This window comes from Hyphomonas sp., assembly GCF_041689225.1.
Taxonomy (GTDB): Bacteria; Pseudomonadota; Alphaproteobacteria; order Caulobacterales; family Hyphomonadaceae; genus Hyphomonas.
This window is the reverse complement of sequence record NZ_JBDNGN010000128.1, coordinates 54,766-66,097: the sequence shown is the minus strand read 5'-3', so window position 1 is coordinate 66,097 and position 11,332 is coordinate 54,766. Positions and strand designations below refer to the sequence as shown.

Annotated in this window: 13 protein-coding genes, 1 tRNA gene and 1 pseudogene; 9 read left to right on the top strand and 6 right to left on the bottom strand. The window is 61.0% G+C overall.

What is annotated here, in order from left to right:
• Both ACESNB_RS13120 and ACESNB_RS13115 read right to left on the bottom strand, forming a co-directional pair.
• Positions 1 to 275 (bottom strand): hypothetical protein (locus ACESNB_RS13120; RefSeq protein WP_373008006.1); only part of this gene is annotated, 275 nt, incomplete at its 3' end.
• A gap of 82 nt (positions 276 to 357) precedes the next feature.
• On the bottom strand, positions 358 to 606 hold the full coding sequence (locus ACESNB_RS13115) for a transcriptional regulator (RefSeq protein WP_373008014.1): 249 nt from the start codon (positions 604 to 606) through the stop codon (positions 358 to 360).
• 209 nt (positions 607 to 815) lie between these two features.
• Between ACESNB_RS13115 and ACESNB_RS13110 the strand changes: the two genes are divergently transcribed.
• The 6 genes and pseudogenes from ACESNB_RS13110 to ACESNB_RS13085 form a co-directional block, all read left to right on the top strand.
• Positions 816 to 1,184: a hypothetical protein gene (locus ACESNB_RS13110; RefSeq protein WP_373008004.1), complete on the top strand. Its 369-nt coding sequence runs from the start codon at positions 816 to 818 to the stop codon at positions 1,182 to 1,184.
• 105 nt (positions 1,185 to 1,289) lie between these two features.
• Positions 1,290 to 1,814: a DUF2840 domain-containing protein gene (locus ACESNB_RS13105; RefSeq protein ID WP_373008012.1), complete on the top strand. Its 525-nt coding sequence runs from the start codon at positions 1,290 to 1,292 to the stop codon at positions 1,812 to 1,814.
• A 283-nt stretch (positions 1,815 to 2,097) separates the two neighbouring features.
• Entirely contained in the window at positions 2,098 to 3,990 is a 1,893-nt protein-coding gene (locus ACESNB_RS13100) for a DUF3363 domain-containing protein (protein WP_373008002.1), read from the top strand.
• A gap of 335 nt (positions 3,991 to 4,325) precedes the next feature.
• Positions 4,326 to 4,784: a hypothetical protein gene (locus tag ACESNB_RS13095; RefSeq protein ID WP_373008000.1), complete on the top strand. Its 459-nt coding sequence runs from the start codon at positions 4,326 to 4,328 to the stop codon at positions 4,782 to 4,784.
• Positions 4,784 to 5,188 (top strand): hypothetical protein, encoded by a 405-nt coding sequence (locus tag ACESNB_RS13090; RefSeq protein ID WP_373007998.1) that lies wholly within the window; start codon positions 4,784 to 4,786, stop codon positions 5,186 to 5,188. Before ACESNB_RS13095 ends, ACESNB_RS13090 begins: the two co-directional genes overlap by 1 nt.
• Positions 5,189 to 5,373: 185 nt before the next feature.
• A pseudogene (locus ACESNB_RS13085) lies at positions 5,374 to 6,018 on the top strand (tyrosine-type recombinase/integrase); the annotation flags it as partial.
• Positions 6,019 to 6,171: 153 nt separating this feature from the next.
• Here the strand turns inward: ACESNB_RS13085 and ACESNB_RS13080 are convergent.
• Positions 6,172 to 6,248: transfer RNA gene (locus ACESNB_RS13080), tRNA-Met, on the bottom strand.
• Positions 6,249 to 6,386: 138 nt separating this feature from the next.
• Between ACESNB_RS13080 and ACESNB_RS13075 the strand changes: the two genes are divergently transcribed.
• A complete protein-coding gene (locus ACESNB_RS13075; protein ID WP_373007996.1) occupies positions 6,387 to 7,142 on the top strand; it encodes a hypothetical protein in 756 nt (251 codons plus the stop codon).
• Between the two features lie 3 nt (positions 7,143 to 7,145).
• Here ACESNB_RS13075 and trxB read toward each other — a convergent pair whose 3' ends face one another.
• Both trxB and ACESNB_RS13065 read right to left on the bottom strand, forming a co-directional pair.
• Positions 7,146 to 8,126, bottom strand: a complete 981-nt coding sequence (gene trxB, locus ACESNB_RS13070; protein ID WP_373007994.1) for a thioredoxin-disulfide reductase — start codon at positions 8,124 to 8,126, stop codon at positions 7,146 to 7,148.
• A 102-nt stretch (positions 8,127 to 8,228) separates the two neighbouring features.
• Positions 8,229 to 9,155 carry a cation diffusion facilitator family transporter gene (locus tag ACESNB_RS13065; protein WP_373007992.1) on the bottom strand — a complete coding sequence of 309 codons (927 nt, stop codon included), beginning with the start codon at positions 9,153 to 9,155 and terminating at the stop codon, positions 8,229 to 8,231.
• Between the two features lie 199 nt (positions 9,156 to 9,354).
• Between ACESNB_RS13065 and ACESNB_RS13060 the strand changes: the two genes are divergently transcribed.
• Both ACESNB_RS13060 and ACESNB_RS13055 read left to right on the top strand, forming a co-directional pair.
• Positions 9,355 to 10,080, top strand: a complete 726-nt coding sequence (locus ACESNB_RS13060) for a hypothetical protein (protein WP_373007990.1) — start codon at positions 9,355 to 9,357, stop codon at positions 10,078 to 10,080.
• A complete protein-coding gene (locus ACESNB_RS13055; protein WP_373007988.1) occupies positions 10,077 to 10,865 on the top strand; it encodes a hypothetical protein in 789 nt (262 codons plus the stop codon). The genes ACESNB_RS13060 and ACESNB_RS13055 overlap by 4 nt, the downstream gene beginning before the upstream one ends.
• 105 nt (positions 10,866 to 10,970) lie before the next feature.
• Here the strand turns inward: ACESNB_RS13055 and ACESNB_RS13050 are convergent, their stop codons facing one another.
• The gene (locus ACESNB_RS13050) at positions 10,971 to 11,255 is read right to left on the bottom strand and encodes a GIY-YIG nuclease family protein (RefSeq protein WP_373007986.1); all 285 of its coding nucleotides are present in this window, start codon (positions 11,253 to 11,255) and stop codon (positions 10,971 to 10,973) included.
• Positions 11,256 to 11,332 lie beyond the last annotated feature (77 nt).

The following is an 11,332-nucleotide window of genomic DNA, read 5'->3' as shown; positions in this document are numbered from 1 at the left end:
GCCAAATGACTCGTAATCTTTCGCCCAGCAGCAATTGCTGCCAACGACTTCAAAGTGGCCGAGATATTTTTCGACGTTTGATATTTTAGCGCGAGATCTACCATTTTTTGCAGGCCATCCTTGCCCCAAGCTGGCAAAGCAGCGATGCAAGGTGCCTTGATCTCGAGTTCGCTATTCTCAGTCGCACATTTCGCAACGGCTTCGAGCCACTGAACGCCACCGTAGGCGATTGCAGTGTTCAGAAAGGTATACAAATCGTCCTTGTTCATCGTCACCTGCAGTTTCTCTTTTGCAATGAAAAACACCCAACGAAAACACTGCGACATTTCTGTCGTGAATGCCGGGCGCTTTCCCAGTCTATAGTTTCAGTCTGACGCCTGGACCGCCATCTTTGCTTTCTTCTGGATCGAGGAAGACAACACCCCCGGCTTCCAGGGCCCGACGCACTGCTTCCACATTGGCCTCCGTACTTGCCGAAGGTCCCCGGGCACCCTCCATCCTGCGGACGGTAGGCACAGACAACTTCGCTACCTCGGCCAGTTTCGGTTGCGTCCAGTCCAGCAGGGCGCGCGCTGCGCGAATCTGAGCGGAGGTGAGATTTGTCATTTTCTTTTTACGATCATATTTACTTAAAACGATCACGCCGTTATGATGCGTGAAACTAAACGACTCACATGTACCATAAAGGTAAACCAATGTCGCGACGCCCATTAGGCGCGGCGGATGCTGATCCACGCGCAATTTTTGCACTCTCGCGCCGGCAAATTATCGCGGGATCAGTTGCCGTCGCTATAGTTAAAGATAATGCCGCACGGATGGACCCATCTGTAGACGCTTGCAGAGCATGGCTTGAGCTTGAAGAAAAACACCAGGCTCTGATCAGGCGTTGGCAGGAACTAGACGACTACCTCATTCGAGAGCGATACTGGTGCGATCTTTCCCGGCAACGATGCGCCGCCATGCCTGAAGCGGTGGAGTTGGAGGCCATCGACCAACGCCTCGAGGCCCTATATGAGACGCGGCAAGACCTTCTCGCTACACTGCTAAATGTACCTGCAACGACACAACAAGGTCTCGCCCTGAAGCTTGCCGTCGCCGCGATCATCGTGATGCCGGATGACAACGAGCAAGCCCACAATCTGATCACGAGCGCGCTGCAGGATCTGCACACGTTAGCGTTGTGATATGCGGGCTTCGGGCAGCCAGCCCACCGCGATGAGACCAATCAGCTATGTAGGTTAAGGAGGATTTCCGGGGTGGTGTAGTCCCTTAGAAAAATCTAGTTGAAAGTGAAGGCCGCCACTCAGTTTGGCGCAAATTATGCACCCCACATCGCCATGTCGGGCGCAACAGAACAGACCGCATTGACCACACTTACTCTAACCGTTCGCGGAAAATCGGCGAACGACCGCCTCCTGTTTGGCCGTGCCTTCCATTCACGCGGGCTACCCTATAGGGGCGCAATGCATCTCTTCGAACCGGGGCAGGTCTTCGGCTTTGTGCGCTGGCGCGGGGATGGCTTTGGCACGCAAACCTGGCGTGTCGTTGTCGCCAAGGCAGGCCAACCGGGAGAGAAACTGACCCGGATTCCGGGTATCAAACCGGGCGCACATCTGCTGCTCCACGCCTTCGGCAAGACCCGCGCCAAGCGTGCGCTGCGAGCGATTGATATGCTCTCTGACGCGCACGTTCTGCACGAAATTCACCCTGCCTATTGGCGTCATGTCCACGTACAGATCGCGAACAATCTTCCGCTCGATACCTACGATCCGGACGTGTTTGCGACGCTCGACCTGGCAAGGTCTTCGTCATGAGCTTCGCAGACTTCTCAGTTCTGAACCCATTGGCAAAGTTAGTGAGGGAAGTAGCGCAAGATAAAAGCATCCGTGTCCAGAGGACACGGGATGGCAATGGGGATCAGGGGTTTTCGCGAGTCAGAGCGCTGGATGGCGTGAGTCGCATAATTGGCTGGATTGCAATGACCATGGGCGATTACGCGCGAGTCGGATTTGGCACCATTTGTACTCACATCTGCTGCTTTCCATCCCGGACCTTCAATAGGCATTGCGATTTCGTGGATAACAGGAATGGCTCCCTATGAGCGGCGATGACGACTTCCGACCCCGGCTCGGGCGGATCGGCAACCGGTCTGGTGGCACCAGGGGCAGCATGCGGGCTTTCCTGAAAGGCGCGCGGGCGAACGGACGTCTCAGGCGACGATCGTCGCCTGCATCCCCGCGCGGTTTTGCTGGCGACCGAAGGGCGATCATCCAGGCGCGATTTGTGAAGCTTGGCGGAGGCGGCATGGGGGCCCAGCGCGCGCATCTCGGCTACCTGCAAAGAGAGGGTGCCGGCAAGGGCCAGGAACGGGCCGAGTTCTATGACGCAGAGCACGAGGGCGTTGCTGGCCAGGACTGGCTCGAAAGCGCCAAGGACGACCGGCATCACTTCCGGTTCATTGTCTCGGCAGAAGACGGGCAGAGCCTCGACGATCTCAAACCCTTCATCCGGGACCTCATGGGCCAGATGGAAATCGATCTTGAAACCCGGCTCGACTGGATCGCGGTTGACCATTTCAACACTGAACATCCCCACACCCATATCGTGATGAGCGGGCGCAGCGACGATGGCCGCGACCTGGTCATTCCAAGAGAGTATTTGTCCCATGGCATGCGCGAGCGTGCAGGCGCCATCCTGACCCGCGATCTTGGCCTGCAGACGGCCCAGGAACTGGAGGCAAAACTGTCGGCCGGGATCACCGAGCGGGGGGTGACCGGGATCGACCGCGTCCTAACCCGTCAGGCAGGTGAAAATGGCCAGCTGGATCTGGGCCATGTCCGGCGCCACCGGGAACACTATCAGGCGCGTCTCAAGTTCCTTGAAACCCATGGGCTCGCAGAGCCTGTTGGCGGCACCCTCTGGCAGGTCAGGCCCGGGTTAACCGAGCAGCTCGCTACACTGGAGCGCCGGGACGTGGTAGCGACGCGCACCGCGCGGGCGGTAGAGGCCGCTGGCCTGGAGCGCGTGGCAGCCCTGCCAGACGAGCAGGAGCGAAGCCCTCGCGCCGTGATAGGAAAGCTACTAGTGATCGCCCGCAATGACGAGCTCTCAGACCGCTCGCATGCGATCATCGACGGGCTCGATGGCCGTGTGCACCACTACGAGCTTGGATCAAGCTATACTCAGGGCCTCCAGCCGGGCGATTTTGTCCGGGCCAAGCCCCGCGCAGGCGGTGCGCTTGAGATGGACCGCATCGTAGAAGACGTGGCCAAAGCGCATGGCGGGACGTACACAGCCAGCCTGCACCGCGAGCATGACCGCTCTGTCAGCCCAAAGGATCTGGGGCTCATCCGCAACCGATTGGCAGCCCTGTCCAGGCAATCACTGGTCCTGATGGAGGGCGAGGCGCGGTTTGACGGGTGCACGGACCTCGTCCTCCGCGTCGAGGAGGCTGCTTTCCGCGCGGCGAAACGCTCGCCGACAATGCTGCTCAGAATAGACACGATGGGCCTTGAGGCGCAGGTCAACGCGCGAGGCCTGACCTGGCTCGATCGTCATCTGGCTGGCGAGAACGATCAAGAGGTTGGCTATTCCGGGCTCGGGGGCGAGGCGCGCGAGCTTGCCCGTCAGCGCCGGGCGGTGCTTGTCGAGCGCGGTATCGCGCAAGCGGGTCGTAGCGGAGCACTGGAACCCCAGGCGATAGAGAGGCTGCACATCCAGTCCATGCATGACTATGGCCGCGCCTATGCCGGAGAAAGCGGCCTGGCCTATGCTCCCTATCAGCCCGGCCGGGAGGTCTCCGGCAAGGTGATGCCGGTCAGCGATGGGCAAAGCCCGGTATTTGCCCGGATCGAATATGCCAGGCAGTTCACGCTTGTCCCGTGGTCGCGCGATCTGGAAGGCTTGCGGGCGAGGCAAGTGACCCTCTCCTGGTCGCTCTCGCACGGCATCCAGATGACGCGCGGGCGCGACCTTGGGCTCAGCCGCTAAGGCCTCCAAAAACCAGAGCCTTCCTGCCTTGATGGCCGAATGGCAGACCCTGCCATTCGGCCATAGCCAGCCTCTTTGCGCGCGGGATCCAGAAATTCTCCCGAGAGGAAGTGTGGCAATGCCCGATTTCCACCCGATTGATCAGCGCTCCCCCGTCAGGCGACGTGAATTCCGGCAAGCAGCGGTGATTGGGAGCAAAGAGATGCAAACCCACGCAAATGCTACGCTTTTCTACCCGATTTCCCTCAATTTTCACCCTTGACGTATAGGCGGCTCTTTCCGCACACTGAGGGCATGTTTGTAGCGTTTTTTCCTCACAGAGTACTAGGCCGGTCATGAAACACCGCCTCATCGCCTATGTCGGAGGAGAGCTTCACTCCAAGGTCGTCGTCGCCGGTTCGAAACCCGGCCAGTCCCAATCGGCCATCATCGAAATGGCGCTGAAGGCGTATTTCTCCCTCGCGCTCGACCATGCTCGCGAGTCCGGCATGATCCGCCGCCAGGACGACATCCTGCGCGCGCTTGCCCGCATCGAACGCGACCAGCAGGCTCATATGGAAATGACCGATCTTATCGCCTGGTATGAACTCCTGTTCTCTCCGCCGATGACCGATGAGCAGATCAATGCTGCGATCGCAGACACGAAGAAACGACATGTGCAGTTCCGCAAGGCCGTGGAGAAGCGGCTCGGGTCCGGTCGAAAACTGCTCGGAGAGGCGATGGCGGAGGCGGTATTCAGCGAGGATGATTTTGTTCAGCATCCCTCCAGACAGCATGAGGCAGGGGCGGGTTGATGGGACAGGAGCTGCCTCTTTCGTCTTTCCACGAGAGCATCGCGAAAGCACATGGGCTCAGTCTTTACGGGCGCTATACCGAACAAGACGCTGCAAGCGTACTTGATTTTTCGCTTGTATCGCTACGGCGACTGCGCAGTAATGGCGGTATCTCATTCGTTCGCATGTCGCCGCGCAAGATTGCCTATTTCGGCTATCAGCTCGTCGACTTCCTGTTGCAGTCGGTGGAGGAGCCAGAATGCCCAGATATACCAACGACCGGGAATTCCAGCTCGGGGATTATTGGCTCTCGAAACGAGGTGGCAGTGAAGCCTGGTATCGGACATGGTTCGACCCCGAAAGTCGACAAACACGCCGCGCTAGCCTCGGCACAGCGGATTTTGAACAGGCAAAGAAAGTCCTGACGGACTGGTTCGTGTTGAACCACACAAAAAAGGATGAACAGCCGACCGAAGCGGTTCTTGCGGAATTGTTCGCGCGCTATTTTGAGCATTACGGTTCTGCTGTGCGCAGTCATGGAAACATCGAACGCGCCCTTCGCTACTGGCTGGAGTTCCACGGAACAGCCACGCTTTCTGAAGCCTGCGCCATGCCGCGCCAACAGGCCTTCCAAAAGCACCTCCGAGTAGACCGCAATCTCGGCTCAAACACGATCCGACAAACCCTGACTATTGGCAAAGCCGCGATCAACTGGGCCTGGAAGAGGGGCGAGATCGCTTCGGTCCCCTATATCGAGCTGGTGAAGGTCCCGACGCCGCCGCCGAAAGGGCGGCCGCTCGAAATCGACGAAATCGCCCGCATGTTGGCAGCTGCCGAGTACCATCTTCAGGTGTTTATCATCCTGATGATAGCAACGACTGGTCGGAACAAGGCGGTCCTGGACCTGACATCTGACCAGATCGATTTTGCCAATGACCTTATTCACCTCAATCCCGCGGCGCGGGAACAAACACTGAAATTCAGGCCCACGATCAAATTGCCTTCTACCCTCAAGCCATGGCTTGAAGAGCACTGCCAGGCGTCAAAAAGCGCCGCCATCGTCCAGTTCAATGGCGTCTCTGTCTCAAGCATCCGAACGGCGTGGCGCACGCTCAGAAAAACGCTAAAGTTAGACGATGCGGTACAGCCATATGGCCTGCGCCACACCATGGCGCGCTGGCTCCGAAAAAGCAGCGTCCCCGCCTGGGAAGTGGCCGCTCAATTGGGGCACAAGACACCTGATATGAGCACGACGGAAATCTACGCACCGTTTGATCCGACCTATTTGTTCAAATCCACAGCCGCCATCGATGATTTTCTGACCCGGATCGCGTGCCAGTTGCGTGCTGGATCGATTTCAGAATTTTTGATCTATCGATTAAAAGAAGAACAAAAACAAGGTGGTGGGTGGTGGTTCGGGGGAGACTTGAACTCCCGACCTCGCGATTATGAGTCGCGCGCTCTAACCAGCTGAGCTACCGAACCGTTTCGCTGATGCGAGGGCGCCTCTTACACGGGAGCGGGCCGCCTCGCAAGCATGTCTCCTGCAGCTGGTGCGAGGCATTTTGCTGCGTGCTGGCCGAACTTATCCGACCGGACTAGATTGGGTGTATGATACGCGTCGTGTTGCTGCTTTTTTCGATCCTGTTCATGATGTGGTTCCAGCCCGCTGGGGCGCAGAGTCAGGACGCGCGCGACGCCTTTGTTGCCGGCGAGTATGACGCGGCATTCGCAGGCGTAGCGGCAGATCGCGGCCCGGATGCGTGCGCATTCGGGGCCCGCACGCTGCTGGCGAAGGCGATCAGCGGCGACACCCAGCCGCCCGAAGCCCTGCTGATCGCGGCGCTTGGCGAGGTGGACCGGGCGCTCGCCGTCCAGCCCGACCATATCGAGGGCCGCCTGCAGAAAGCCATTGCCCTGTCGCTGCTCGCCCGGCCGATGAGCCTGAGAGACGCGCGTGATTCAGGTTATGGCGAGGCGGCGCGGCAACTGGCCGAATCTGTCCTGGCGGACGATCCGCAGAATGCCCATGCGCACGGGTTTCTCGCCGTCTGGCATATCGAAGTTCTCAATCGCGGCGGCTTTCCGGGCGCGATGATCATGGGGGCCAGCATGGACGCTGCCGAGACGCACTATGCGGCAGCCATGGCGGCGTCCCCCGGTGACGCGTCGCTGAACTGGCAATATGCTCGCGCGCTCGCCGCGCTCAGTGCCTGGAGATACCGGAAACAGATCACCGCCGCGCTCGATGCGGCCCTCGCGGCGCCCATCGACAGCGAACTCGAACGACTCATGCAGGCGCGGGCCCGCATGCTGTCATCCGCCATCGCAACGGAGAAGAGCCGTGATGTCGAGGCGCTGGCGCAGACGATGCTTTAGGCGTTATTCCGCCGCAACGGTTTCGGCTAGCGCTTCTTGTTCGGAGAGGAAATGCTCGGCCTGCAGCGCCGCCATGCAGCCCATGCCGGCGGCGGTGACGGCCTGGCGATAGGTCTCGTCGGTGACGTCGCCAGCCGCGAACACGCCGGGAATATCGGTCGCGGTCGAGTCCGGCGCGGTTATGAGGTAGCCGTTTGCTTTCATCGCCAGCTTACCCTTGAACAGCTCAGTGGCCGGCGCGTGGCCGATGGCGATGAAGATGCCGTGGAAGGGCCGCTCGGTGACCTCTCCGGTCTCGACATTTTTCAGGCGGGCGCCGGTGACGCCGAGCGGGTTCTCGTCGCCCAGCACGTCCTCGAGTGTCGTGTTCCAGAGGACTTCGACCTTGGGGTTCTTGAACAGGCGGTCCTGCAGGATCTTTTCGGCGCGGAAACCTTCGCGGCGGTGGATGACGGTCACCTTTGAGGCGAAGTTGGTCAGGAACAGCGCCTCTTCCACGGCGGTGTTGCCGCCGCCGACCACGAGAACCTCGCGGCCGCGATAGAAGAAACCGTCGCACGTGGCGCAGGCCGAGACGCCAAAGCCCTTGAATTTCTGCTCGGTGGGAAGGTCTAGCCATTTGGCCTGCGCGCCAGTCGAAATAACAATGGAATCAGCGGTATAGACCGTGCCGCTCTCGCCGACAGTGCGGAAGGGCCGCACGTCAAAGTCGACACTGGCGATATGGTCGTCGGCCACCTTGGCGCCCATGGCCTCGGCATGGGCCTGCATCTTGACCATCAGTTCGGGGCCCTGGATCTCGGTAAAGCCCGGATAATTCTCGACATCCGTGGTGATGGTCAGCTGGCCGCCAGGCTGGATGCCGGTCACCACCAGCACGTCGCGCATGGCCCGCGCGCCATAGATTCCAGCGGTCCAGCCGGCTGGGCCGGAGCCGATGATGAGAATTTCGGCGTGGCGTGTATTTGCGGCGGAATCGGCCATATGGGCCTCCATTCGAATGCGTGATTGTCAGTCAGCCTTGGTATGGCGACTCGCGGGCAAAAGTAAAAGGGGCGGGGTGTCTCACGTGGGCGTGAAGCGGGGCTAAAGCGGTTCTGACACCACTTCCACGGTGGCATGGCTGAGGTCGAAGGCGTCGGCGAGGCGGGCCTTCACGTCGCGCCGGACGGTTTCGGTACAGGCGCCGGGCTCGGCGGTGACTTCCAGCGTGATCAGGCGCTTTGTTTCCGTCAGCGCCCAGGCGTGCACGTGGGAGACGCCGGAAATCGCTGGAATATTCATGATCAGGTCGGCGGTTATGTCAGCCGACGAGAGGCCTTCCGGCGTGCCCTCCAGCAGGATATGGCCGGACTGCTTGGCGATGCGCACGCCTGCGACGGCAACGAGAAGCGCCACCAGAACTGAGAGGATTGGGTCAGCAGCCATCCAGCCCTTGGCCATGATGATGCCGGCTGCGGCGATGGCGGCGACCGAGCCGAGCATGTCGCCCACGACATGCCAGAGCGCGCCGCGCATGTTGAGATCGTCCTTGTTGCCGCCATGCAGGACAAGGAAGGCGACCACGTTCACGCCTAGGCCGGCCACAGCGACCACCATCAGCAGGCCGCCCATCACTTCGACGGGGTCCATCAGGCGGTGGATGGCTTCCCAGACGATCCAGATGGCCAATAGAATCAACAGGATGCCGTTGGTGAAGGCGGCGAGGATCTTCATCCGCGAGAAGCCGAACGAGCGTTGTGAATCGGCTGGGCGGTCGGCCAGTTTGTAGCCGACCCAGGCCAGCACGAGGGAGCCGCAATCTGTCAGCATGTGCGCGGCGTCGGCGAGCAGGGCGAGCGAGCCGGAGAGCAGGCCGCCTGCCACTTCGGCGAACATGAAGGCGCCGGTCAGGACGGCCGCAATGGCAACACGGCGGCGGCTGTCGGCCGAACTCATATCGGCGGCATGGGAATGGTCATGGCCGCGGCCATGCTCATCGTCTTCATCGTGGGAATGCGAGTGGGCGCTCATAAGGCTGACGTGGCGGCGTTTCGCCCGGGGGTCAATTCCTGTGTGATAGCATTGCATAAATTGGGGGGATACGTGCCTGGCGATCATGCACGAACGATTGCACGGATATCGCCCGGAGCAGGCACGGATGGCGGCGCCCTTGCACGAAACCGCCGCGCGTGGCCTGATACTCCCAAAAGAGACCTGGAGGGATTCCGACATGACATTTCCGCGCCTGCGCCAGCTGGTGATTGCTAGCGAGACGACCGACACGATCGACACGCTCAAGACCGTGTTCGCCCTCGGCGAGCCGTTTCCCGATCCGGGCGTGGCCGAGTTTGGCCTAGTCAATGGCGTGTTCGCGATTGGCGACCAGTTCCTCGAAGTCGTGGTGCCGACGGTGGAGACGGCTCCGGCGGCGCGGTTCATGACACGCGGCGGGCCGGGCGGCTATATGGCGATCTTCGAGATCGACGACATGGAACAGGCGCGGGCGCGGGCCGAGCGGCTTGGAATCCGCCGCGTCTGGGACATTGACCTTAAGGACATTTCCGCCAGCCACCTGCACCCGGCCGACATTGGGGGCGCGATCGTCTCGCTCGACCAGCCAAGACCCGCAGGCGCATGGCGCTGGGGCGGGCCGGACTGGCAGGCAAACAGCACGCCCGGCAAGCTGACCGGCGCAGTGCTGGTCAGCCCCGACCCGATGCGCCTGATGGCGCGCTGGTGCGCTGCGCTGGACGTGCCGGGCGGCGGCGCGGGCGTGAAGCTCGCCGATGACGGGCGGCTGACCTTCATCCAGGGGCAGACCGAACGCCTGATCGCCTTCGAGATGAGCCTGCCGGACATGGGCGGAATCCTGGCACGTGCACGCGAAGCCGACCTGGAGGTCGAGGACCAGAGCGTCTGGATTGCGGGGATCGAACTGAGGCTCACCGAGGCATGAGGGGCGCGGCGGTCTTTCTGGCCCTGGTCCTGGCCGGTTGCACGGTGACGGGCGAAGGCGTGGACTATCCTGAGCCGGTGGGCGAGGCCTATGCGACGCGCGAGGCGACCATGCGCGACCCGGACGACAGGTGCGGGCCGGAATTCATCCAGACCAAGCTGCCGAAAAGCTTCGTCAATGTGGTGGGCGCGGTGACCGACGGACCGTTCCGCCCGGTCTGCCAGCGTCATGATGCCTGCTACCGGCTGCAGGAGAGGACGCTGGCCGAATGCGACCGTCGGATGAAGCGCGAAATGGCGTCGATCTGCGCCAGCGGCAAGGCGACGCCGACCTATTCGCTGCCCATGGTGGGCAAGTCGCTCTGCCGGTTCCATGCCGGGCTGTATTATGACGCGATTAACAATACCTATGCGGCGGTGGCCTATGGTGGGCGGCCGGGCGGGCAGATCGTGGGGGTGAAGTCGCGCGTGATCGATGATGCGATCACGGATGACGAGTTTGAAGTCTGCGTCGATGTGCACAACAACACCTATGCGATGCAGGAATACGATGTCGAGATGCGGGGCCGGAAGGGCAAGCTGATCGACCGCGAGCCGGACACGTATGAAACCAATGTCGGCGTCGGCGAAACGAAAACAATGTGTGTGACCACGAACTATACGCGCTGGAGCCTTAAGGACCTGCCGGACGAGGTGCAGGTCTCCCTGCGCTGCGACACGCCGGAGAATTTCTCGGTGCGCCACGACATGATCGTGGTCGATATGGTGAGCGTGAAGGTGCGGTGATCTATCTCTCCCGTGCCCCCGGCGAAGGCCGGGGTCTCAAGCGGCTTGGTCCGTGCGTGATCGCATGAGATCCCGGGTCAAGCCCGGGAAGGCGGCGTGGGGAGACTACAGGAGCGTGTCGGCCAGGTCGCGCCAGTCCGGGTTTGCCTCTTCGATCAGTTCGATCTTCCAGTCGTGTTTCCAGTTCTTGATCTGGCGTTCGCGTTCAGTGGCATTCTCGCGTGTTTCGAATGTCTCGAACCAGACCAGCATGTCGCAATTGTATTGGTGGGTGAAGCCCTTGATCACCCGGTTGCGATGTTCCCACGCGCGCCGGTTGATATCGTCCGTCTGACCACAATAGAGCGTGCCGCGCGGCTTGTTCGTCACGATGTATGTGAAGAAGGCCACGTCGTTCCCCCAACTTCCGTGTCCCCGGCGAAAGCTGGGGCCTCATGCGGCGACGTCAGGACACCATGGGCTCAGAT

Excerpts from the sequence above, each read along its gene's own strand:
- ACESNB_RS13115 (WP_373008014.1), bottom strand. The coding sequence starts at position 606 with ATGACAAATCTCACCTCCGCTCAGATTCGCGCAGCGCGCGCCCTGCTG.
- ACESNB_RS13110 (WP_373008004.1), top strand. The coding sequence starts at position 816 with ATGGACCCATCTGTAGACGCTTGCAGAGCATGGCTTGAGCTTGAAGAA.
- ACESNB_RS13100 (WP_373008002.1), top strand. The coding sequence starts at position 2,098 with ATGAGCGGCGATGACGACTTCCGACCCCGGCTCGGGCGGATCGGCAAC.
- ACESNB_RS13095 (WP_373008000.1), top strand. The coding sequence starts at position 4,326 with ATGAAACACCGCCTCATCGCCTATGTCGGAGGAGAGCTTCACTCCAAG.
- ACESNB_RS13090 (WP_373007998.1), top strand. The coding sequence starts at position 4,784 with ATGGGACAGGAGCTGCCTCTTTCGTCTTTCCACGAGAGCATCGCGAAA.
- trxB (WP_373007994.1), bottom strand. The coding sequence starts at position 8,126 with ATGGCCGATTCCGCCGCAAATACACGCCACGCCGAAATTCTCATCATC.
- ACESNB_RS13065 (WP_373007992.1), bottom strand. The coding sequence starts at position 9,155 with ATGAGCGCCCACTCGCATTCCCACGATGAAGACGATGAGCATGGCCGC.
- ACESNB_RS13060 (WP_373007990.1), top strand. The coding sequence starts at position 9,355 with ATGACATTTCCGCGCCTGCGCCAGCTGGTGATTGCTAGCGAGACGACC.
- ACESNB_RS13055 (WP_373007988.1), top strand. The coding sequence starts at position 10,077 with ATGAGGGGCGCGGCGGTCTTTCTGGCCCTGGTCCTGGCCGGTTGCACG.